At 71.6% G+C, this 23,754-nt stretch carries 18 protein-coding genes; 17 read left to right on the forward strand and 1 reads right to left on the reverse strand.

The window, feature by feature from the left end:
- Positions 1-259: 259 nt before the first annotated feature.
- The 13 genes from ACWD4J_RS21825 (at position 260) to ACWD4J_RS21885 (ending at position 18,364) form a co-directional block, all read left to right on the forward strand.
- Positions 260-1,486 (forward strand): ROK family protein, encoded by a 1,227-nt coding sequence (locus ACWD4J_RS21825; protein WP_451397060.1) that lies wholly within the window; start codon positions 260-262, stop codon positions 1,484-1,486.
- Positions 1,487-1,658: 172 nt separating this feature from the next.
- Positions 1,659-2,990, forward strand: a complete 1,332-nt coding sequence (locus ACWD4J_RS21830) for an ABC transporter substrate-binding protein (RefSeq protein WP_451397061.1) — start codon at positions 1,659-1,661, stop codon at positions 2,988-2,990.
- A 7-nt stretch (positions 2,991-2,997) separates the two neighbouring features.
- Positions 2,998-3,963, forward strand: a complete 966-nt coding sequence (locus ACWD4J_RS21835; protein WP_451397062.1) for a carbohydrate ABC transporter permease — start codon at positions 2,998-3,000, stop codon at positions 3,961-3,963.
- A gap of 2 nt (positions 3,964-3,965) precedes the next feature.
- The gene (locus ACWD4J_RS21840; protein WP_451397063.1) at positions 3,966-4,859 is read left to right on the forward strand and encodes a carbohydrate ABC transporter permease; all 894 of its coding nucleotides are present in this window, start codon (positions 3,966-3,968) and stop codon (positions 4,857-4,859) included.
- A gap of 7 nt (positions 4,860-4,866) precedes the next feature.
- Positions 4,867-6,132: a 6-phospho-beta-glucosidase gene (locus ACWD4J_RS21845; protein ID WP_451397064.1), complete on the forward strand. Its 1,266-nt coding sequence runs from the start codon at positions 4,867-4,869 to the stop codon at positions 6,130-6,132.
- Positions 6,129-7,127, forward strand: a complete 999-nt coding sequence (locus tag ACWD4J_RS21850; protein ID WP_451397065.1) for an N-acetylglucosamine kinase — start codon at positions 6,129-6,131, stop codon at positions 7,125-7,127. Before ACWD4J_RS21845 ends, ACWD4J_RS21850 begins: the two co-directional genes overlap by 4 nt.
- Positions 7,128-7,561: 434 nt before the next feature.
- Entirely contained in the window at positions 7,562-9,028 is a 1,467-nt protein-coding gene (locus ACWD4J_RS21855; protein ID WP_451397066.1) for a hypothetical protein, read from the forward strand.
- Between the two features lie 14 nt (positions 9,029-9,042).
- Positions 9,043-10,026, forward strand: coding sequence for a glutamate ABC transporter substrate-binding protein (locus ACWD4J_RS21860; protein ID WP_451397067.1), 984 nt, complete (start codon positions 9,043-9,045; stop codon positions 10,024-10,026).
- A gap of 93 nt (positions 10,027-10,119) precedes the next feature.
- On the forward strand, positions 10,120-11,472 hold the full coding sequence (locus ACWD4J_RS21865; RefSeq protein WP_451397068.1) for a hypothetical protein: 1,353 nt from the start codon (positions 10,120-10,122) through the stop codon (positions 11,470-11,472).
- Between the two features lie 50 nt (positions 11,473-11,522).
- Entirely contained in the window at positions 11,523-14,093 is a 2,571-nt protein-coding gene (locus ACWD4J_RS21870; RefSeq protein ID WP_451397105.1) for a tetratricopeptide repeat protein, read from the forward strand.
- 100 nt (positions 14,094-14,193) lie between these two features.
- On the forward strand, positions 14,194-15,519 hold the full coding sequence (locus tag ACWD4J_RS21875; protein WP_451397106.1) for a PP2C family serine/threonine-protein phosphatase: 1,326 nt from the start codon (positions 14,194-14,196) through the stop codon (positions 15,517-15,519).
- A gap of 78 nt (positions 15,520-15,597) precedes the next feature.
- Complete coding sequence (locus tag ACWD4J_RS21880) at positions 15,598-16,944, forward strand: vWA domain-containing protein (protein ID WP_451397069.1); 1,347 nt, start codon at positions 15,598-15,600, stop codon at positions 16,942-16,944.
- Positions 16,945-17,056: 112 nt separating this feature from the next.
- Positions 17,057-18,364 carry an FHA domain-containing protein gene (locus ACWD4J_RS21885; protein ID WP_451397070.1) on the forward strand — a complete coding sequence of 436 codons (1,308 nt, stop codon included), beginning with the start codon at positions 17,057-17,059 and terminating at the stop codon, positions 18,362-18,364.
- Between the two features lie 68 nt (positions 18,365-18,432).
- Here the strand turns inward: ACWD4J_RS21885 and ACWD4J_RS21890 are convergent, their stop codons facing one another.
- The gene (locus ACWD4J_RS21890; RefSeq protein ID WP_451397071.1) at positions 18,433-19,425 is read right to left on the reverse strand and encodes a methyltransferase domain-containing protein; all 993 of its coding nucleotides are present in this window, start codon (positions 19,423-19,425) and stop codon (positions 18,433-18,435) included.
- Between the two features lie 220 nt (positions 19,426-19,645).
- Here ACWD4J_RS21890 and ACWD4J_RS21895 point away from each other — a divergent pair, with 220 nt between their 5' ends.
- From ACWD4J_RS21895 to ACWD4J_RS21910, 4 genes are all read left to right on the forward strand, one after another.
- Positions 19,646-20,050 carry a globin gene (locus tag ACWD4J_RS21895; protein WP_451397072.1) on the forward strand — a complete coding sequence of 135 codons (405 nt, stop codon included), beginning with the start codon at positions 19,646-19,648 and terminating at the stop codon, positions 20,048-20,050.
- A gap of 260 nt (positions 20,051-20,310) precedes the next feature.
- Positions 20,311-21,015: a FadR/GntR family transcriptional regulator gene (locus ACWD4J_RS21900; RefSeq protein ID WP_451397073.1), complete on the forward strand. Its 705-nt coding sequence runs from the start codon at positions 20,311-20,313 to the stop codon at positions 21,013-21,015.
- A 160-nt stretch (positions 21,016-21,175) separates the two neighbouring features.
- A complete protein-coding gene (locus tag ACWD4J_RS21905) occupies positions 21,176-22,627 on the forward strand; it encodes a four-carbon acid sugar kinase family protein (RefSeq protein ID WP_451397074.1) in 1,452 nt (483 codons plus the stop codon).
- Complete coding sequence (locus tag ACWD4J_RS21910; protein WP_451397075.1) at positions 22,627-23,487, forward strand: class II fructose-bisphosphate aldolase; 861 nt, start codon at positions 22,627-22,629, stop codon at positions 23,485-23,487. Before ACWD4J_RS21905 ends, ACWD4J_RS21910 begins: the two co-directional genes overlap by 1 nt.
- The last annotated feature ends 267 nt before the right edge of the window (positions 23,488-23,754 follow it).

Genomic DNA, 23,754 nt, shown 5'->3' on the forward strand with positions numbered 1-23,754 from the left:
GCACGCACCACGGCAGCACCTCTGCACGCACCACCGCAGCACCTCTGCCGCGAACCACCGCCGCCCCCGCAGGTAACGACTCCGTTTCCTGCGGGGGCGGTTTCGTTTGCCGCCTTGACGCCTTGTCCGTCCGCGGCCTACCTTCCTCCCCAACCGATAGGAAACTTTCCTAACAGTTCTCGGCACCGGAGGCCCCTGGATGGACGTCCGGCCACGAGCACTGAGAGGCTGGGCAGCCGAAAGGCAGGTGGCGAAACGCATGGCAGGAACCGGATCCGGACCGACCGGTACGCCGGGCACGCCCCGCGTCCTGCGCGCGATGAACGACCGGGCCGCGCTCGACCTCCTGCTGGAGCACGGGCCGCTGTCCCGGACGAGGATCGGCAAGCTCACCGGTCTGTCGAAGCCGACGGCCTCCCAGCTACTGGCCCGCCTCGAGGCCGCCGGGCTCGTCCTGGCGACCGGCACCAGCGAGGGACGGCCAGGACCCAACGCCCAGTTGTACGCGGTCAACCCCGCCGCCGCGTACGCAGCCGGGCTCGATGTGAACCCGCAGCGCATCCTCGCCGCCGTCGCCGACATCACCGGGCGGACGATCGGCGAGTACGTCCTGCCCACCGCCGGCCGGCGCACCGCGGAACGCGTCGTGGGCGAGGTCGCGGACGCCCTCGACGGCGCGCTGAAGGCCGCCCGGCTCATCCGGGACGACATCCACCGCCTCGTCATCGGCACCCCCGGCGCCTTCGACCCGAACACGGGCCGGCTGCGCTACGCCTCGCACCTCCCCGGCTGGCACTCCTCCTCACTCCTCGACAGGCTGGCGGCCACCCTGCCCATGCCCGTCGAGTACGAGAACGACGTCAACCTCGCCGCGATGGCCGAACAGCGCCTCGGCGCGGCCCGCGGCCACGGGACCTTCGTGGTGCTGTGGAACGAGGCCGGTCTCGGCGCGGCCCTGGTCATCGGCGGCCGGCTGCACCGGGGCTTCACCGGCGGCGCGGGCGAGGTCGGCTTCCTGCCGGTGCCCGGCACACCCCTCGTACGCCAGGTGACCAAGGCCAACAGCGGCGGCTTCCAGGAGCTCGCGGGCGCACAGTCCGTACCCCGGCTGGCCAGGTCGCTCGGCATCGACACCCCCGAGCAGCCGTACGTCGACGTGGCCGCCGACCTGCTCGCGCGGGCCGCCGCCGGACACGAGGACGACGAACGGCTGGCCGAGCTGCTGCAACAGCACGCGCTGCGGCTGGCCACCGGACTCGCCTCGGTCATCGCCGTACTCGACCCCGAGCTCGTCGTCCTCACCGGCAAGCTGAACCGCGCGGGCGGCGAACCGCTGCGCGCCGCGGTCGAGAGCGAGCTGGCCGACCTGGCCGCCTCCCAGCCCCGGCTCGTCCTGGGCGAGATCCCCGAGCACCCCGTGCTGCGCGGAGCGCTGGAGAGCGCCCTCGCCACCACCCGCGACGAGGTCTTCGACACCTCTCGCTGACCGGTTCCCCGCACAGCGCCTCATCCACGTACGCCGGCGCCTCTGCATCGCCGCACCCCGGCACCGCCGTACCTCCGTCTCCCCGCACGCCGTACCCGCAACGCAACGCCCTGCCCTCCACACGCCGTACGACATACCCCTACCCGTATTCCTGCAGCCAGGAGAGTCCGTCATGCACAGAAACCGCCGTATCACCGCGGCCGTCGCAGTCGCCTCGATATCCCTCCTCGCCTCCGCCTGTACCGGTCAGTCCGGCAGCACCGCCTCGGACGACCCCGACGCCAAGACGACCATCACCTTCTGGCACGGCTGGAGCGGGCCCGCCGAGGTCAAGGCGCTCCAGAAGGTCGTCGACGGCTTCGAGAAGGCGCACCCCAACATCCATGTGAAGCTGGTCGGCAACATCAACGACGACAAGCTCAACCAGGCGCTGCGGGCGGGCGGTTCGAACGGCCCCGACGTGGTGTCGTCGTTCAGCACGTCCAACGTGGGCAAGTTCTGCTCGTCCGGGGCCTTCGCCGACCTGAAGCCGTTCATCGAGAAGTCGAAGCTCGACCTGGACAAGACCATCCCGAAGCCGATGCTGGACTACACCCAGTTCGACGGCACCCGCTGCGCCCTGCCGCTGCTCGGCGACGCGTACGGCCTCTACTACAACGAGGACGCCTTCGAGAAGGCCGGCATCAAGTCGCCGCCGAAGACCTGGTCGGAGTTCGCCGCGGACGCCAAGAAGCTGACCAAGACCAAGGGCGACAGCTACGAGCAGCTCGGCTTCATGCCGAACTACCACGGCTACGAGTCCGTCGTCGACCACTACATGTCCCAGTGGGACCACTCGTACTTCGACAAGAACGGCAAGTCGAACGTCGCCAAGGACCCGGCGTTCGCCGAGATGTTCACATTCCAGAAGAAGCTGGTCGACGAGCTCGGCGGCTTCGAGAAGCTGGAGAAGTACCGCAACACCTTCGGTGACGAGTGGGGCGCCAAGCACCCGTTCCAGACGGGCCAGGTGGCCATGCAGCTGGACGGCGAGTGGCGGCTCGGCATGGCGCAGGACACCGGTGTGAAGTTCAAGATCGGCACGGCTCCGCTGCCCGTCCCCGACGACCAGGTCGACGAGTACGGCAAGGGCTTCCTCACCGGCACGATCATCGGCATCGCACCGGCGAGCAAGAAGCAGAACGCCGCCTGGGAGCTGGTGAAGTACCTGACGACCGACACCGATGCCGTGGTCTCCTTCGCCAACGCCATCCACAACGTGCCCTCCACCTTCGCGGCGCTCAAGTCGCCCAAGCTGAAGGTCGACCCCGGCTTCAAGACCTTCATCGACATCGCGCAGAACCCGAACTCGACCACCTCTCCGGCCGCCATCAACGGCTCCGCGTACCAGCTGACGCTCCAGGACTTCGGCTACCAGTACGAGTCCGGCAAGGCGAAGGATCTGAAGGCCGGTCTGGAGAAGACCGCCGCGCAGATCGACCGTGACATCGAGCAGGCGAAGTAGGCCCTGGATGTCCACCGCCACGAACGCGCCGGCGCTCGCGCACGCCCTGCGTGCCAAGCGCCGGCGGTCCGCCCTGCGGACGGCCGCCTTCATGTCGCCGTGGCTGATCGGCTTCGGCTTCTTCTTCGCCTACCCGCTGGTCTCGACCGTGTACTTCTCCTTCATGAAGTACGACGGTTTCCGGGCGCCCACCTTCGCGGGGCTCGGAAACTGGAGCTACGTCTTCAGCGACTATCCGATGTTCTGGCCGGCGATGCGCAACACGCTGTGGCTGGTCGTCGTGATGGTCACCTGCCGCGTCCTCTTCGGACTCGGCATCGGCGTGCTCATCACCAAGATCAAGACGGGTACGGGCCTCTTCCGGACGCTCTTCTACCTGCCGTACCTCGCGCCGCCGGTGGCCGCGACCCTGGCCTTCGTCTTCCTGCTCAACCCGGGAACGGGACCGGTCAACTCGATCCTCGGCGGGACGGGTCTGCCGACGCCCGGCTGGTTCACCGACCCCACCTGGTCGAAGCCGGCCCTCACCATGCTCGCCGTGTGGGGCGTCGGCGACCTGATGGTCATCTTCATGGCCGCTCTGCTCGACGTGCCGAAGGAGCAGTACGAGGCCGCGGAGCTGGACGGCACGTCCGCCTGGCAGCGGTTCCGGTTCGTCACGCTGCCGAACATCTCGCCGATCGTGATGTTCGCCGTGGTCACGGGCGTGATCCAGACCATGCAGTACTACACGCAGCCCCTGGTCGCCGGGAAGGTCGCGTCGGGCATCATCGGCGGCTCAGGCCAGCAGTTCGAGCCCGGCTACCCCGACAAGTCCACGCTCACGCTGCCCCAGCTCGTCTACAACCTCGGCTTCCAGCGCTTCGACTACGGCTCCGCCTGTGTGGTCGCGCTGGTGCTGTTCGCCCTGTCCATGGTGTTCACCGCGCTGCTGATGCGGCGCCGGGGCGGTCTCATTCAGGCAGGTGACTGATCATGACGACCCATGTAGCCGGTAACCGGGTGGAGCTGGCGACCGCCACTCCGGCCGAGCGCACCGCCCGCCGCAGAGCCCTCCTGGAGTGGATCGGCGTGCACGCCCTCGGTGTCGCGGCCGCGCTGTTCTTCGTACTGCCTTTCGTCTTCGTCGTGTTCACCTCGCTGATGAGCGACCAGCAGACGCTGACCCGCGATCTGGTGCCCGAGACGTGGCAGTGGGACAACTACCGCAGGGTCTTCGACACGCCGGGCTTTCTGACCTGGTGGCGCAACACCCTGCTGTACGCGGGCGTGGGCACCGTCCTGACGGTGGTGTCCTCGGTCCCCGTGGCGTACGCGCTCGCCAAGTTCCGCTTCCGCGGCCGGAATCTGTCGCTGATGCTCGTCATCTCGATGATGATGCTGCCGCCGCAGGTGGTCATCATCCCGATGTACCTGTTCTGGGCGAAGCAGATGGATCTGTCGGGCACGCTGTGGCCGCTGATCATCCCGATGGCGTTCGGTGACGCGTTCTCCATCTTCCTGCTGCGGCAGTTCCTGATGACCATCCCGAACGAGTACCTGGACTCGGCTCGCGTCGACGGCTGCGGCGAGTTCCGGGCGCTGATCAGGGTGGTGCTGCCGATGGCCAAACCGGGCATCGCCGCAGTGGCGCTGTTCCAGTTCTTCAACGCCTGGAACGACTACTTCGGGCCGCAGATCTACGCGTCCGAGAACCCGGGTGCGTGGACACTGAGTTACGGCCTGGAGTCGTTCAAGGGCGCGCACCACACCGACTGGAATCTGACCATGGCCGCGACCGTGCTGGTCATGGCCCCCGTGATCCTCGTGTTCTTCTTCGCACAGAAGGCGTTCGTCGAGGGTGTCACGCTCACCGGAGTGAAGGGCTGAGGAATCCGTGAAGCTCACCGTGGTCGGCGGAGGGTCGACCTACACACCCGAACTCATCGACGGGTTCGCCCGATTGCGGGACACGCTGCCCATCGAGGAGCTGGTGCTCGTCGATCCGGCCGCCGACCGGCTCGAACTGGTCGGCGGGCTGGCCCGGCGCATCTTCGCCAAGCAGGGGCACGACGGGACCATCGTCACCACGACCGACGTGGACGCAGGCGTCGACGGCGCCGACGCGGTGCTGCTCCAGCTGCGCGTCGGCGGGCAGGCCGCCCGCGAGCAGGACGAGACGTGGCCGCTGGAGTGCGGCTGCGTCGGTCAGGAGACGACGGGCGCGGGCGGTCTCGCCAAGGCGCTGCGCACGGTCCCCCTCGTCCTGGACATCGCCGAGCGGGTGCGCCGCACCAACCCGGGCGCCTGGATCATCGACTTCACCAACCCGGTGGGGATCGTGACGCGGGCGCTGCTGCAGGCCGGTCACAAGGCGGTCGGCCTGTGCAACGTGGCGATCGGTTTCCAGCGGAAGTTCGCGGGGTTGCTGGACGTCGCCCCCGGCGATGTGCATCTGGACCATGTGGGCCTCAACCACCTCACCTGGGAGACCGGTGTGCGGATCGGTGGCCCCGAGGGCGAGAACGTCCTGCCGGGGCTGCTCGCCGAACACGGCGACTCCATCGCGGACGGCCTCCACCTGCCGCGGCAGATCATCGACCGCCTCGGCGTCGTCCCCTCGTACTACCTGCGCTACTTCTACGCGCACGACGAGGTCGTCCGCGAGCTCCGGACGAAGCCGTCGCGGGCCGCCGAAGTGGCCGCCATGGAAAAACAGCTGCTTCAGATGTACGGCGACCCGGCGCTCGACGAGAAGCCGGAACTGCTGGCCAAGCGCGGGGGGGCCTTCTACTCGGAGGCGGCCGTCGACCTCGCCGCGTCCCTGCTCGGCGGGGGAGGCAGCCCGTACCAGGTGGTGAACACGTACAACAACGGGACGCTGCCGTTCCTCCCCGACGACGCGGTGATCGAGGTGCAGGCCGCGGTGGGCCCCAAGGGCGCCACGCCGCTGCCGGTGTCCCGGCTCGATCCGCTGTACGCCGGTCTCGTCGCGAACGTGACGGCGTACGAGGACCTGGCGCTGGACGCCGCGCTGCGCGGCGGACGCGACCGCGTCTTCAAGGCCCTGCTCGCCCATCCCCTGGTCGGCCAGTACGAGTACGCCGAGGGCCTCACCGACCGGCTGATCGCGCACAACCGGGAGCACCTCGCGTGGGCATGACCGCACCGGAGTCCGGCGCCGGGACCGCCGGGTCCGTCCTCGCCATCGACGCGGGAAACAGCAAGACCGACGTCGTGGTGGTCACGGCCGGCGGCCGGGTCGCCGGAGCGGCCCGCGGCGGCGGTTTCCAGCCGCCGCGGGTCGGCGTCGAACGGGCCGTGGACGTACTCGCCGATGCCGTGGGCCGGGCTCTCGCGCAGGCCGGCGCCGACCGGGTCGGGCATGTCTCGGCGTGCCTGGCCAACGCCGATCTGCCGGTGGAGGAGGAGCAGTTGGCGGCCGCGCTCGCAGAGCGCGGCTGGGGGGCGGGTGTCGAGGTGCGCAACGACACCTTCGCGATCCTGCGGGCCGGCGTCGCCGAGCCGCGCGGGGTCGCCGTCGTCTGCGGCGCCGGCATCAACTGCGTGGGCATGCGGCCCGACGGGCGCGTCGCGCGCTTCCCCGCCATCGGACGTATCTCCGGGGACTGGGGCGGCGGCTGGGGACTCGCCGAGGAGGCGCTGTGGCACGCGGCCCGGGCCGAGGACGGACGGGGCGGCCCGACCGCACTGGCCCGCACCCTGCCCGGCCACTTCGGGCTCGACTCGATGTACGCGCTGATCGAGGCGCTGCATCTGCAGCACATCGCCGTGTCGCGCACCCACGAGCTCACGCCCGTGCTGTTCGCCACCGCGGCGGACGGCGACCCCGTGGCGCGCTCGATCGTCGACCGGCTCGCGGACGAGGTCGTGGCCATGTCGACGGTCGCCCTCGAGCGGCTCGACCTGCTGGGCGAGAAGACACCGGTGCTGCTGGGCGGCAGCGTCCTGGCGGCCCGCCATCCCCAGCTGGACGACCGCATCCGCGACCTGCTGGCCGAACGTGCGCCGAAGGCGGTGCCCCAGGTCGTCACCGCACGGCCTGTGCTCGGCGCGGCGCTGCTGGGCCTCGACCACGTGGGCGCACCGGCGGACGTGCACGCGCGCGTGCGGGCGCACTTCGAGGACGAGGACTGAGCAGTCGCCGGAGTGCGCCTCCGACTGGGGTGCCCGGAGCCCTCACCCGAAAAGGGAACGTAAATCGCACGCGCGTCATCCGCAGGGTGACAGACGCGTAAACGTGACTCTTCCTCATTTCGTGGTGAGGGCTTCTCCGTTGCCGGACCCATGGCGACGGGAGGGGCCGGAGAACTCATGCCGCGCCCGGCGCCGCGGCAAGCCGTCACGGTGGCCGGGCGGGCCCCGGCGGGAACCGAAGAGGTCTCGCTCACGTGTTTCAAGGGAGAGGGGGCGATACGGAGAGGCTGCGCTGCGCTGCAATACGAACAAGATCCAGTCAATGCCTGTGCGGATGTCAGTCCCGGCGGCAATACTTGCCGCCGTGCACTTCTTCCCGCGTGCCTTGGCGCACCGGGCGGCAGTGACCGACGAATGACCATGGGGGAGGTCACGTGACATACCCGCCGAACGGAGGCGCGGCACCGCCGGGCCCGGCCCTGCCCACGATGCCGGCCGTTCCGCCGCAGCCGGGCGGCTCGCCGGAGCCGACCCGCCCGGCCGTGTCACTGGCCGCCGCGCCCGCCCGGCGCACCGCGTGGGCGGAGGGGGTCGACCGGCTGCGCACGGCGGCGACGACCGAGCCCGGCCGGCTGCGCATCATCGGTGCCGTACTGGCCCTGCTGGTCGTTGCGTTCGGCTCGGTCACCGCATGGGAGATGTCGGAGCGCTCGGCCGCGGCCGACGACGTGCTGCACCGCAGCCAGCCCCTGAGCACGGACGCGGCCATCATCTACCGCTCCCTCGCCGACGCCAACACCGCTGCCTCCAGCGGGTTCCTGGCAGGAGGCCAGGAACCCGCCGATGTCACCGCACGGTACGAGAAGGACATCAAGGCCGCCTCCGAGAAGCTGGCCACGGCCGCCACCAACTCCGGGGCCGATCCGGCATCCGCGGCCGCCGTCGCCAAGCTGAACAAGCTCCTCCCGGAGTACACGGGCCTCATCGAGCGCGCCCGCGCCAACAACCGCCAGGGACTTCCGCTGGGCGGCGCCTATCTGCGGTACGCCAACGACAAGATGCAGACGATGCTGCGCGCCGCCGAGGAGCTCTACAAAGAGGAGAACGAGCGCCTGCGCGCCGACTACGACGACGCCACGCCCTACCCGTGGGCGGCGATAGGCGTCGGCGTGCTCGCGCTCGCCGCGCTCGCATGGGCCCAGCGGCGCAACTACCACCGCACCAACCGGGTGTTCAACCACGGGCTGGTCGCCGCGACGGCCGCCTCCGCGGTGGTCCTGCTCTGGCTCGTCGTCGGCCACACGATGGCCAGGTCCGGACTCGACAAGTCGTACGACCACGGCGTCCGCTCCCTGAACGTGCTGAACGACGCCCGCATCGCCTCCCTCAAGGCGCGGGGCAACGAGAACCTGACGCTGGTCAGCAGGGGCGCCGAGACCGTCAAGGAAGACGGCGCCATCCAGGACAAGTTCGACGTCGAGTACCAGCAGCAGATGAAGCTGCTCGGCGGAGCCGACGGCAGCACGGGTCTGCTGGGCACGGCGGCCTCGCTCGCCGACGACGCGGCCGGCGGCAAGCCCGTGGCCACGGCGGTCAAGAACGTGAAGGACTGGAAGAGCCGGCACCAGCAGGCGCGCAAAGCGGACGACGACGGCGACTACAAGGCCGCGCTGGAGAAGGTGATCGGGGCCAAGGACCAGGACCCGACGGACGAGTCCTTCGACCTTGTCGACGACGCGCTGGAGCATGCGCTCGATCACGAGCAGCAGGAGTTCAAACTGGCGGCGCAGGACGGGCGGGATGCCATGACCGGGCTTCCCGCGGGCGCCGCGGTGCTCGCCGTCCTGGGCGCGGCGGCGGCCGTGCTCGGCATGGGACGCAGGCTTTCGGAGTACCGGTGAGAGGGGGCGCGAGGATGCTGGTGCGACGGCTGCGGAGCAGCCTGCGGGGCTGGGGCGGCGTGGCCGCGATGGCGGTGGCCTGCGCCCTGACCGCCGTCTTCGCGCTGCTGCTGCCGCTGAGCCAGGCGCATGGGGACGGCAGCACCGGCCTCGGCGGCCAGGGTGTGGCAGAGGGTGCCCAGGTGAAGGCCGAGGACTGCAAGAAGCCCCAGGCGAGCCTGCGGCCCTCGACCGAGGACGGCCCCAATGTCGAGAAGATCAAGAACCGCGGCTGGCTGATCGTCGGCGTCGACCAGAACAGCTACCGCTGGGGGTACCGCGACCCGAACAAGGCGAGCGGCGACCTGGAGGGCTTCGACATCGACCTGGTGAAGGCGATCGCCAGGGAGATCCTCGGCCCCGACGCCAAGGTGCAGTACCGCGCCATCCCCACCAACCAGCGCATCCCCGCGATAAAGAGCGGCGAAGTCGACATGGTGGTCCGCACCATGACGATCAACTGCGAGCGCCTCCAGGAAGTGGCCTTCTCCACGGCCTATTTCAAGACCGGCCAGCAGGTGCTCGCGCCCAAGAACTCCGGCATCACCGGCTACAACGACACGCTCAAGGGCAAGAAGGTCTGTTCGGCAGAGAGCTCCACCGCGGAGTCGAGACTTGAGAACAACGCGTTCGGTGCCGATATCTCGACCAAGGTGCCGAACCAACTCGACTGCCTGGTAAGGCTCCAGCTCGGCGAGGTCGACGCGGTCGTGACCGACAGCGCCCTGGCCGCGAGCCAGGCCGCGCAGGATCCGACGGTCGAGCTCAAGGGCGGCACGTTCTCCGACGAGTACTACGGCGTGGCGATGAAGAAGGGCGCGAAAGACCTGGTCCGGCGCGTCAACCAGGTACTGGTGGACTACCGCAGGAGCGGCTGGCAGGCCTCGTACAAGAAGTGGCTGGCCCCGACGGGCCTGGACGACAACGCGCAACCGCCCGCCCCGGAGTACAGCGACTGAAGCACGAGGACAACGGGCCTGATACCACGGAAGAGTTGACCAGCCCTCGGACGCGAGAGCGACGACGGAACGCAGAGAGCAGAGAGGTGATCGATGGGCGTCGCGGGGCCTCCCGGGCCGGTGATGGACCGGGACGAGGTCGACCGTGCGCTGGCGCGGCTCGGAGCGGAGCACGAGGCCATCGAGACCTCGCTCCTCGCCCTGCAGGACCACGCGGGCCGCAGGCTCCTCGAGGGCGCCCGGCTGACCGGCGTCACCGAGTCCCGCTGGACGGACACCGAGCAGGCGATCACCGTCCTGTGGTCGTACTTCGACGCCTACACGGCGGCCCTGCGCACCGCCCGTGAGCTGCGGGCGCGGCGGCGCTGGCTCAGCCGCGAGGACCTGGTCGAGCTGACCGAGCTGCTGCGCGGCGAGAGCGTCACCGTGTCCGGCGGTGCCGCGGCCGGGGGCGGCCCCGCGCCGTCGATCACCGGCCCGGCCAGGCTCAGCGAGCGGTACACGCTCCAGGAGCTCGTGGAGCGGATGAACGAGCTCTATGCGCAGTCGCTCGACATGGTCGTCGCGTCCGACGCGGTGTGGTCCGCGCTGCCCGCCCGTATCGACCTGCTCTCGGCGGAGCTGCAGCGCACGCGCCAGCTGGCGCACTCCGTGGGCGTACGGCCCGGGGAGCATCCGGCGGGCGACGACCTGGAGCGGATCACAAGTGCGCTGCTCCAGCTGCGCGAGCAGGTCGTGTCCGACCCGCTGGCGTTCTGGCAGCCGACTCCGGGCGGCAGCTCGGCGCCCGGTGGCGGCCGTCCCGACACCGGGCGGTACGACCGTGAGGCGCGGGCCCTGGAGGACGTGCGCCGCGAGATCGACGCGGTGCTCACCGTCCGCCAGGACGCCGAGGCCCGGCTGGTGAAGCTGCGCGACGTGCTCTCGCGCGCGGACCGCACGCTCGCCGAGGCGCGCGCCGCACGCGGAGAGGTGCTCGCCAAGATCGCCGCGTCCGAGGTGCCCGCCGTGTCCGGCCCGCCCACCGTGCTGCAGGAGCAGCTGGCCAGGGCCGCCGAGTACCGCAGACAGGGTCAGTGGAACCGGCTGTCGCCGCTCCTCGAGTCACTGGAGCAGAAGGCCGAGGACGAACTGCTGCGGGCCCGCGAGTCGTTGACGGCGGTCACGGCGCCGCTCGCGGTCCGCGCGGAGCTGCGCGGCCGTCTCGACGCGTACAAGGCGAAGGTCGCCCGGCTGGGCATGGCGGAGGACCCGCTGCTGATCGAGCGGTACGACACGGCGCGCCGGATGCTGTGGAGCGCGCCCTGCGATCTGCGTGCGGCGGAAACGGCGGTGCTGCGCTATCAGCAGGCGGCCGCCGAGGTGTTGGCTCCGCGGGTGCCCGGCCAGGCCGGGCCCGTGGACCGCAGGGGGCCCTCGGGAGGCGACAGAGGTGATGCGGTGTGAGTGAGCAGCGGCAGTGCCAGCGGCCCGGTTGCCCGGGTTCGTACGAGGACATGGGCGGCGGCGAACTGTACTGCGACACGTGCGGTCTGGCGCCGGTCGTCTCGCCGACCGGCATGGTGGGGTCGCCGCCGACCGGCATCACGGGCGCCGGCAGGGGATCACGCGGCTCCCGGGGCTCCCGGGGCTCCGGCAGCCTGCGCGGCGGTTCGGGCAGCGCACGTGCGTCGTCCCGCTCGGCGTCGTCGCGCCGTTCGGTGTCGGGCCGGCTGTCGCGGTCCCTGTCGGGCCGCTCGACCTCCCCTTCCGTGTCGGTGCGCAGCTCGGGTTCCACGTCGGGCCCGTCGGGGCGGGGCCGCCTCGGCGCGGGCCTGGTGCAGGTGCCGGATGTACCGCGGCCCGATCCGCGCGCGATGGTGCTCGACAACCCCGAGGTGCCGGAGCGCAAGCGGTTCTGCTCGCGCGCGGACTGCGGTGCGCCGGTGGGGCGCGCACGCGGGGACAGGCCCGGCCGCACGGAGGGCTTCTGCACCAAGTGCGGCCACCCGTACTCGTTCGTGCCGAAGCTGCGCGGCGGCGACATCGTGCACGGCCAGTACGAGGTCGTGGGCTGCCTTGCGCACGGCGGCCTCGGCTGGATCTATCTCGCCGTGGACCGCGCGGTGTCCGACCGCTGGGTGGTCCTCAAGGGCCTCCTCGACACCGGTGACCAGGACGCGATGGCCGCCGCGATCTCCGAGCGCCGCTTCCTCGCCGAGATCGAGCACGCCAACATCGTCCGCATCTACAACTTCGTCGAGCACCTCGACCAGCGCACCGGCTCCATGGACGGCTACATCGTCATGGAGTACGTCGGCGGAAAGTCCCTCAAGGAGATCGCCAACGACCGCCGGAAGCCGGACGGACGACGCGATCCGCTGCCCGTCGAGCAGGCCTGCGCGTACGGCATCGAGGCGCTGGAGGCGCTCGGCCATCTGCACAGCCGGAACCTGCTGTACTGCGACTTCAAGGTCGACAACGCCATCCAGACCGAGGACCAGCTCAAGCTCATCGACATGGGCGCGGTCCGCAGGATGGACGACGACGAGTCGGCGATCTACGGCACCGTGGGCTACCAGGCGCCGGAGGTCGCGGAGGTCGGCCCGTCGGTCGCGTCCGACCTGTACACCGTCGCCCGGACCCTCGCGGTCCTGACCTTCGACTTCCAGGGGTACACGAACGTCTTCGTGGACTCGCTGCCCGACCCCGGCAACATCGAGGTCTTCCGCACGTACGAGTCGTTCTACCGGCTCCTCGTACGCGCCACCGACCCGGACCCGGCCCGCCGGTTCGGCTCCGCGCAGGAGATGTCGGACCAGCTCACCGGCGTGCTGCGCGAGGTCGTCGCCCTCCAGACGGGGCGCCCGCGACCGGCGCTGTCCACGCTGTTCGGCCCGGAAGTCAAGGTGGTGGACACGGAGTTGTTCGCCGAGCCGGACGGGGATGTGTCGCGGCTGGGGGCGCGGCTCGTGCCCGCGGGGCGGTGGGGGCGGAAGGCCGGGGAGGCGGCCTCTTCCTCGGGGGTGCCGCTTCCCTCGGGCGTGCCGCATCCCTCAGGGCCGTTTCCCTCGGGGGTGCCGCTTCCGTCAGGCGCCGGGATGCCGGGCGGCGGAACCGCCAATGCCATGGCCGCCGGAGCCGCCCGGATCGTCAAGCCCGTCCAGAGCGCCGCCACCGCTCTCGCCCTGCCCGTCCCCCGCGTCGACCCGGACGACCCCAACGCCGGGTTCCTCGCCGGTCTGATGGCCTCCGCGCCCGCGGAGCTGATCACCGCGCTGCGCGCCGCGCCGACCGGCTCCCCCGAGCTGCGGCTGCGCGAGCTGCGCGCCCTTCTGGAGATGGGCGAGCACGGGTCCGCCACCCGCGTCCTCGAGGAACTCGAGAGGGACCACCCCACCGACTGGCGAGTCGTCTGGTACCGCGGCATCACCGCGCTGGCGACCGCGGACCACGAGGTCGCGGCGCTGTCGTTCGACGCGGTCTACGACGCGTTCCCCGGCGAGCCCGCACCCAAGCTGGCGCTCGGCCTGTGCGCGGAGGTCCTGGGACAGCTCGACAACGCCGCCGAGTACTACCGCCTCGTATGGACGACCGATCCCAGCTATGTGAGCGCCGCGTTCGGCCTGGCACGTGTGCAGCTCGCCGCAGGCGACCGGGGCACCGCCGTGCACACGCTGGAGTCGGTGCCGGAGTCGTCCATCCACTACACGGCGGCGCGGGTCGCGGCGGTGCGGGCGCGGCTGCGGCAGCGCCCGGCGGCCGACCCGCTCCTCGACGATCTGACGGCGGCCGCGGGCCAGGTGGAGGCGCTCGGCGCCTTCGGCCTGGATGCGGTACGCCGCGAGCAGCTGTCCGCCGAAGTGCTGGGCACCGCCCTGGACTGGGTACTCTCCGGTAGCCAGGGTTCCGGACACCGGGCGGACGGCAGTCGGACGGCACTGCTCGGCAGTGAACTGGACGAACGTGGACTGCGGTTCGGTCTCGAGCGTTCGTACCGGACCCTGGCCCGCCTCGCCCAGGGTGGCGAGGAGAGGATCCAACTGGTGGAGCGGGCCAACCGGTTCCGCCCTCGGACGTGGGTGTGATGCGCCGCCGTACCGGGGGGCGTACCCCCGTCCTCCGGACCGCAGGACGAGCAGCACACGCCCCGTACGCAATGGTGAGGTGAAGTGAGTGACGCCGCAGATGCACCAGCTGGCTGCCGGGGCCACATGCCCCAGCTGCGAGGAGCCGCTGGAGTCGGGTGACCGGTTCTGCGGTGCGTGCGGGTACGACCTCTCGGCGCTGCCCGCGCCGGAGGACCACCCCACGATCGCCATGAAGGGCGCGGCACCGGAGCCGTCGCATGCCGGGCCGGCACCGTCACCAGCCGCGGAACCCTCCGTCGACTGGCCGATCGCACCCGAGGTGGACAGTTCCGACACGCCCGTGCCGGTACATCTGCCGACCGATCTCCGCGGCATCGACTCGGGAGGAAGCCCGTCGCCCTCCCGCGCGGCCGAGGACATCCCCGACAACGCGCCGACCGACCCGCGGACCGTCGCACCCGACGAGCTGCCGACGCCCGAGCCCGATGCGAAGCTGTGTGTCGCCTGCCGCACGGGTCGCGTCGACCAGGACGGCTACTGCGAGCACTGCGGGCACGCCCAGCCGCGCGAACGCGACCACATGGAGCAGGAGCTGGGCGCGGTCGCCGCGGTCAGCGACCGCGGCCTGCGCCACCACCGCAACGAAGACGCGTTCGCCGTCTCCTCGACCGCGCTGCCCGACGGCTCACTCGCCGTCGTCGCCGTCGTCTGCGACGGGGTGTCGTCGGCGACCCGGCCCGACGAGGCATCACTCGCCGCCTCCCGGGCCGCCAACGAGTCGCTCCTCGAGAGCCTGCCGCGCGGTACGCATCCGCAAGCGGCCATGCACGACGCGATCATCGCGGCCTCGGACGCGGTCAACTCGCTGGCCGAGGTTCAGACCTCCCCGCAGGAGCACGCCCCTCACCACCAGAACGCGCCCGCGTGCACCCTGGTCAGCGCCATCGTCGCGGGTGGCCTGCTGGTCGTCGGCTGGGTCGGCGACAGCCGCGCCTACTGGGTGCCTGCCGACCGCACGGCCCCCGCGGCCCGGCTCACCGAGGACGACTCATGGGCCGCGCAGATGGTCGCAGCGGGTCTGATGAGCGAGGCGGAGGCCTACGCGGACGAGCGCGCCCACGCCATCACGGGCTGGCTCGGCGCCGATGCGTACGAACTCGAGCCGCACACCGCTTCCTTCAAGCCGGACCGGCCGGGTGTAGTGGTGGTGTGCACGGACGGACTGTGGAACTACGCGGAGGCGGCGGAGGAGATGGCCGAGGCGATCCCCGCCGACGCTGCCGAACGCCCGCTGCACAGCGCCCAGGTGCTGGTCGGTCATGCGCTCGACGGTGGGGGCCACGACAACGTAACGGTGGCGGTCCTGCCGTTCCCGGCTCCGCCGCAAGGGGCAGGATCGGCAACAGAGGCAGGACCGGCCTGAGACAGGGCCTGGCGCATCACTTCACGTACGCATTCTTCGCCCACGTGCCGTGGGAAGCCTCAGGGGGGAGCACAGTCCATGGCCAACTTCTCGAAGTCCAACGTGCCGCAGTTCTCGGTCGACGTCTACCAGAACGAGTACCTGCCCGAGGGCGGCCGTGAGGTGAACGCGATCGTCACGGTGACCTCGACCGGAGGCGGCACGATCGGCTCGGCGGTGGCCGCCCCGCACCTGTACTCGGCGGGCCGGACCCCGGACGCCGCGGTGGCGATCATGGTCGACTGCTCGGGTTCGATGGACTATCCGCCGACGAAGATGCGCAACGCCCGCGACGCCACGGCGGCCGCCATCGACACCCTGCGCGACGGTGTGCACTTCGCCGTGATCGGCGGCACGCATGTGGCCAAGGAGGTCTATCCGGGCGGCGGCCGGCTGGCCGTGGCCGATGCGACGACCCGTGACCAGGCCAAGCAGGCGCTGCGCAGGCTGTCGGCGGGCGGCGGCACCGCGATCGGCACCTGGCTGCGTCTCGCCGACCGCCTGCTGTCCTCCGCGGACGTGGCCATCCGGCACGGCATCCTGCTCACCGACGGCCGCAACGAACACGAGTCGCCGGAGGATCTGAAGACCGCACTCGGCTCCTGCGCGGGCCGCTTCACCTGCGACGCCCGCGGTGTCGGCACGGACTGGGAGGTGAAGGAGGTCACCGGGATCGCCTCCGCCCTGCTCGGCACCGCCGACATCGTCGCCGACCCCGCGGGCCTCGCCGAGGACTTCACGCGGATGATGGAGACGGCGATGGGCAAGGAGGTCGCCGACGTGTCGCTGCGCCTGTGGACGCCCCTGGGTGCGGAGATCAAGTTCGTGAAGCAGGTGGCACCCACCGTCGAGGAGTTGACCGACCGCCGCACGGAGGCGGGCCCGCGCGCCGGGGACTATCCGACCGGCTCCTGGGGCGACGAGTCCCGCGACTACCACGTCTGCGTCGAGGTGCCCGCGGCCGGCATCGGCCAGGAGATGCTCGCCGCCCGCGTCTCGCTGGTGATTCCGCAGGGCGACGGATCTGTGCAGACGCTGTCCCAGGGGCTCGTACGAGCGGTGTGGACCGACGACATGGCGGCTTCGACGTCGATCAATCCGCAGGTCGCGCACTACACGGGTCAGGCGGAACTGGCACAAGCCATCCAACAGGGGCTGGATGCCCGCAAAGCGGGAGATGCCGATGGAGCAACGGCCAAACTGGGCCGTGCCGTTCAGCTCGCCAACGCCTCCGGAAACGCGGATACTGCGAAACTCCTTGCGAAGGTGGTGGACGTGGTCGATGCCGCGACAGGTACTGTGCGACTGAAAGCGAAGGTCGAGGAGGCCGACGAGATGACCCTCGAGACTCGGTCGACGAAGACGGTTCGCGTGAAGAAGTCGTAGGAACTGCCGCAGCTGGGAATGGAGCAGCGGAAGACGCGACACACCGGCAAACCGGCCGCACGGCCGGAGAGAGCGGCCTTCGGGCCGGTGAAGGAGAGGGGGACGCGCCGACATGCCGACCTGCCCGAACGGACACCAGTCGGGTTCCGACGACTGGTGCGAGGTCTGCGGTCACCGCATGGCCGGTGCCGTGCCTCCGCCCCCACCGCCGCCGCCCCCGGCACCCGGGTACGGCTTTCCGCCGCCGGCTCCCGGCGCCCAGCAGGGCGGACCGCCGCAGACCGCCGCGCCCCATGCGGAGCTCTGCCCGCAGTGCCGCACCCCCCGCGAGGGCGGGGCGCCGTTCTGCGAGGAGTGCCGCTGGAACTTCCTGACGAACACCGCGACCTCGTACACCCCCGCCGCCCCGCGGCCCCCGGCCCCCGGCCCTGGTCCTGGTCCGGGTGTGGGTGCAGGCCCCGGCGGACCCAACCCGGCGCTGCAGTTCCGGCAGCCGCCGGGGCCCGGCCCTGATCCGTACGAGTACCAGAGCTCGCGGCCCTCGCAGATGAACCGGCCTGCTGAACCGATTCCGCCCTTCGGCGTCGATCAGTCCGCGCAGGTCCCGCCGCCGCCCGGCCCTGGTGGCCCCGGCGGGCCCGGGGTGCCTGGTACTCCCGGGGGTCCGGGTGGCCCCGGCACTTCAGGCGGTCCCGGCGTACCCGGGGGCCCGGGGACGACCGGCGCGCCGTCGGCCTTCCAGCGACCGGGTCCGCCGCTCCCGCCCGGGTTCCTTCAGGAGACCGGGCAGCCGCAGGCACCGGCTCCGGCCGGGCCCGGCGGACTCGGTGGGCCAGGCGGACCTGGCGGGCCCGGTGGCCCCGGCTCCGGCGGGCCGTCCTTCGGTGGCGGCGGTGACGACGACTGGGTGCTCTCCCCGCCTTCGCCCACGGGCGGCGGCCCGGGCGCGCCCGGCGCGCCTTCGTTCGAGCAGCCGCCGGGATACACCCAGCCGCCGGGGGCCTATGCGCCTCCGGCGACCTGGACGGCGACCATCGGCCCCGACCGTGAGTACTTCATGGCGATGATGCAGCGCTCGGGCCCGGATGCCGCGGGGCTGAACCTGCCCGCGTACTCGCCGGAGCAGCAGCGCCAGCTCGTCGGCAACCAGATCACGATCGGCCGCCGCCGCCACTCCACCGGCGACACCCCGGACATCGACCTGTCGGTGCCGCCGGAGGACCCGGGCGTCTCGCACCAGCACGCGGTGCTGGTCCAGCAGCCCGACGGCTCCTGGGCGGTCGTCGACCAGAACTCCACCAACGGCACCACGGTCAACGGCGCCGAGGAGCCCATCCAGCCCTTCGTCCCCGTACCGCTGCAGGACGGCGACCGGGTGCACGTGGGCGCGTGGACGACGATCACGATCAGGCGGGGTTAGCGGTTCGCCGCACCCGGTGAGGCCGGACTGCGAGTGGCCGGACTGCGAGTGGATCGGACTGCCGGAGGTCAGGACAGGAGGGGCCAGGCGTACGGTCCTTCGGGGTCGTCCAGCCAGGCCCACTCCTGGTCACCGCTGACGGTGATCCCGAACCGTTCGCGCCCGGGCCGCTCCCGCTCCCAGAGGGCGAGCGCCTCCATCGGGTCGAGGCTGCCCGCGGACAGCGTCAGCAGGAACCGGAACACCTCGTTGTGCATGGCCCTGCGCGGCAGCCCGCTCAGCCGCCGCAGCTCGCTGCCCTGCCGTCCGGAGCCCCTCAACGGCACGAAGTACGCGGGTGTGTGCAGGAAGCGTCCCTCGGCGTGCCCGGTTTTCCGCACGTCGAGCGCGACCAGCCCCGTCGCGAGCGGCGCGAGGATGCGGGCGCCCGGACGGCACTGGGCGACCCACGGACGCGGCACCGATGCCACCGTGCACGTGGCGATGATCCGGTCGAAGGGGGCGCGCTCGGGGCAGCCGCGCGCCCCGTCGCCGGTGACAACCACCGGGTGGTAGCCGGCGGCTGCGAGATGCCGGCGCGCGGACTCCGTGATCTCCGGATCGAGGTCGATCGTCGTGACGTGCTCGTCGCCGAGCCGGTGGGCGAGCAGCGCCGCGTTGTAACCGGTGCCCGCGCCGATCTCCAGGACCGTGTCGCCGTCCCGCACCCCCAGCTCGACCAGCATCTTCGCCATGAGCGAGGGCTGACTGCTGGACGACACCAGCCTGCCGTCCTGTACCCGTGTGGCCAGCGGCCCGTCCTCGTATGCGCCGCGCAGCCAACGGGCGCGGCGCCTCGGATCGGGGTCCTCGCCCCACAGCCGCTCGTAGCCGCGCGCTGTTTCGGGGGCGCCCACGAAGTAGTACGGCACGAACAGATGCCGCGGGACCTCCGCGAACGCCCTCCGCCAGACCGGGTCGTCGTCCCAGGCCCCGCTCGACTCGATCTCGCGCACGAGGGCGGCCCGTGCCGCGGCTGCCGCGGCGGCGGGATCCTCGTTCATCGTCGGGCCGGGGGACATACACCCACTGTCCTGCGGTACGGGCGCGGAGGCGAGGCACCTCACCGACGGGGCGCAGGCGGGGAACTCAGAACAAGCCCTAAGTCCCCGGTCCTCCGCCGGGGTGTCTGAGACCATGGGAACCGTGCTGCAATTCCGGGGGAGGCTCCCGGGACCCCGCCGAGCGGCCGGGGGCCGACCAGAGACCATCGACCACAGACCCATTGCGAGGCCAACCGACGTGACCGAGATTCCGCGCGGCACGCTTCAGGAGCAGTCCTTCTACGAGCAGGTCGGCGGCGAGGAGACCTTCCGGCGTCTGGTGCACCGCTTCTACGAGGGTGTCGCCGAGGACCCGCTCCTGCGCCCCATGTACCCGGAGGAGGACCTGGGCCCGGCCGAGGAGCGCCTCGCTCTGTTCCTGATGCAGTACTGGGGCGGGCCGACGACGTACGGCGAGCGCCGCGGCCATCCGCGGCTGCGCATGCGCCACGCCCCCTTCACCGTGGACCGCGCGGCACACGACGCATGGCTGAAGCACATGCGCGTCGCCGTCGGCGAGCTGGGTCTGTCCGAGGAACACGAGCGCACGCTGTGGAACTACCTCACGTACGCGGCGGCCTCGATGGTGAACACGGCCGGCTGACGAGGCACGGACGGCAGGCGACTCGCCGCAGAGTCGCCTGCGGATGCGCCGCCGAAACCGAACAGCAACACGGCGAGGGTATTGACGGGCCACGAACCCGGTGTCATGGTTACCCGCATCGAGACATCAGATGTCTGATGTCTTATGTCCAGCCAACTGTCCTGTCCCCGGTTTCGGTCACTAGGATCCGATGGCTTCGGTCACACAGATCCGAGCAGGACCGATCCGCCTTCCCGCCCACGCCCCGCGGAGGCCCAACGATGTCGCTCTCCGACGACCTCGCCGAGCAGCTGCTCAGCGCGATCATCGACGGCTCCTACCCGCCGGACGCCGCCCTCCCCCCGGAGGCCGAGCTCGCCGAGCAGTCGTCGGTGAGCCGTCTGACCGTACGCGAGGCGGTCAAGCAGCTGCGCGCACAGAACGTCGTACGCGTGGTCCGCGGCCGCGGGACGTACGTCAACCCGCCCGACCGGTGGACCGCACTCGAGGCCGTCGTGCGCGCCGCGTCCCGGTCCTCCCACGCTTCCCTCTCCGAGCGGCTGATCGAGGCGCGCCGCCTCATCGAGAACGGTGCGACGGAGCTTGCCGCGGTGCGCCGCAGCGAGGACGACCTCGCCGAGCTGCGCGAGCATCTGGCCGCGATGCGGGAGGCGGCCGACGCGAGCGACACGGAGCAGTTCGTCCAGGCCGACATCGACTTCCACGACACGGTGATGCGCGCGACCGGAAACCTCTTCGTGCCGCTGCTCTTCGAGCCGTTCGGGCCGATGCTGGTCGAGGGGCGCCGCGAGACCTCCGCCGTCCCGCAGATCCGTGCCAACGCGATCGCGCACCACGAGGCGGTGCTCGCCGCACTGGAGTCCGGCGACCCGGAGCAGGCACGCCGGGCGATGGACGCCCATATGAACCAGACGGCGGACGACCTCCGCACGCACGTCATCAAGGCCGCGGCCGACCGCGACTGACGCCTCCTCGCCCGCTACGGGCAGGTCTCCCCGCTTCTCCCCGTCCTCCCCCGCTTCTCCCTGTCCCCGCCCGAACCGGGGCCTTCGCCCCGGACGCTCCCCGACCGCCCTGCCGGGCTCGTACTCCAGCGCCGGACGGGCTGAAAACCCAGGAACCGCCATGTCCCTACCCCGCCATGCCCTCCCCGAGCCCGACGTCCTCTCCGGGCTGCCGCCCGTCCGCGAGACACCGGCCGACGAGGTCGCCGCCCGGATCCAGGGCGGCCCCCGCCTCGTCGTCCTCGACGACGACCCGACCGGCACCCAGACCGTCGCCGACGTCCCCGTCCTCACCACCTGGACCGTCGACGACCTCCGCTGGGCCCTGCGCCAGGACAGCAGCGCCTTCTTCGTCCTGACCAACACCCGCAGCCTCTCCCCCGCCGATGCCGCCGAGCGCAACCGCCAGGTCGTCCGCGCCCTGCACGAGGCGTCCCTCGCCGAAGGCATCCCGTACGTCATCGCCTCCCGCGGCGACTCGACACTCCGCGGCCATTTCCCGCTCGAAACCGACGTACTCGCCGGGGAGCTGGCGGCCGTGGGAGCCGGTGCCCCTGACGGCGTCGTGCTCGTCCCCGCGTACATCGAGGCCGGCCGGCTCACCGTGGGCTCCACCCACTGGATGCGCACGGCGGACGGTCTTCTCCCCGTCGGCGAGAGCGAGTTCGCGCGGGACGCCACCTTCGGCTACCGCGCCTCCGGCCTTCCCGACTGGGTCGAGGAGAAGACGGCGGGCCGCGTCGCCGCGGGCGAGGTGCTGTGCATCACCCTCGACGACCTGCGGACCGCCGGTCCGGCCCATGTCGCGGGCCTGCTCGGCACGTTGCGGGGCGGTGCGACGGCCGTGGTGGACGCCGTGTGCGACGACGACCTCCGGGTGCTCGCGCTGGCCCTCGCCGAGGCCGAGGACAAGGGCACCAAGCTGCTGTACCGCGTGGGCCCTTCGTTCGTACGGGCACGGGCGGGGCAGTCGGGACGGCCGCCGCTCACCGCCGACGGGCTGCGCCCCCTCCGCGGGGACGCCCCGCACGGGCTGATCGTCGTCGGCTCCCATGTCTCCCTCACGACCCGGCAGCTGGACCGCCTGCGGGAGCGGCAGGGCAGCGAGGCGAACCTGGCCGAGTACGAACTCGACGTCGCCCAGCTCCTCGACGACGCGCGCCGCGACACCCATATCCGCGAGGTCGCGGCCGCCGCCGCCACCGCGCTGGAGACGTCCGAGGCCGTCATCCGCACCACCCGTGCCGTGGTCACCGGCGCCGACGCGGACACCAGCCTGGCGATCTCCCGGAGCGTCTCCGCCGCGCTCGTCGAGGCCGTACGCCTGGTCAGCGCGGCCCGGCGCCCCGCCTTCGTGATCGCCAAGGGCGGCATCACCTCCAGCGACACCGCGACGCACGGCCTCGAGCTCCGCCGCGCCTGGGCCCGCGGCACGCTGCTGCCCGGCATCGTCTCGCTGTGGCAGCCCGCCGACGGCCCGGCCGCCGGCATCCCGTACATCGTCTTCGCCGGCAACGTGGGCGACGACGACGCTCTCGCCGACGCGCTCGACCTGCTGAGGAGCGCCGCCTGATGCTGCTCGACGGAAACGACGGACTGAAGGCGCTGACCGAGGCGTACGCCGCCGGGCACGCGCTGCCCGGATTCGTCGCGTACAACATGGAGACCGTGCAGAGCATCGTCGCCGCGGCGGAGGCCGCGCCGGACCAGCCGGTGATCATCCAGGCCGGGTCCAGTCCCTTCAAGCACGCGAGCCGGGAGACCCTGATGCGGCTCGCGCTGGACGCGGCGCACGGCTCGACGGCACGGCTCGGTGTGCACCTCGACCACAGCCGGGACCTGGACGAGATCACGGCCTGTCTGGAGGCGGGCTACACCTCCGTCATGGTCGACGGCTCCCACCTCCCGTTCGCCGAGAACATCGCCCTGACCCGGGAGGCGGTACGGCGCGCCCGCGACCACGGGGCCTGGGTCGAGGCCGAGTTGGGCGCGCTGGCGGGTGACGAGGACGTGTCGACGGACGCCGACGCCTCCGCGGTGGCGATGACGGACCCGGTGCAGGCAGCCGAGTTCGTCGCCGGTACCGGCGTGGACGCGCTGGCCGTCGCTGTCGGCAACGTCCACGGTTTCACGACCCGCCCGGTCCGTCTCGACCTGGACCGCCTCGCCGCGATCCATGCCGCCGTGCCCGTACCCCTCGTACTGCACGGCGCGAGCGGCCTCCCCGAAGCACAGCTGCACGGCGCGCTCGCCCGGGGCGTCGCCAAGGTCAACGTCAACGCCGAACTCCGCCGCGCCTACCTGGAGGCGGTGAGCACCCGACTCCCCACGGCGCTCCCCGGCTCCGACGTGGTCGGCGTGTGGTCAGCGGGCCGCGACGCGGTCACCGGAGCAGCGACCCGCATCATCACCCAGCTGCGCCCCACCGCCTGACACCCCACCGCCCGCCTGCGGGCGGATGCGCCGCCCCTCCCCCGCTGTGGGCTGCCACGCCGCCCCCGCTGTGGGCAATCGTTCCTCCCTCAGTGCCTCAAGGGCCTGGGAGGTACCCCCAGGGCGGAACGGGTGGGCACAGCGGAACCCCGCGACGCCGGGCAACGCACCTTTACCCCCGGCCAGCCCCGTACCCGGGCACCTGTGCCCCCATCACGGCCGTCGCCGGCCTCCCCACCGGCGTACGCACCGCAATAGCAACCCGCA

Source organism: Streptomyces sp. NPDC002577, from assembly GCF_053594815.1.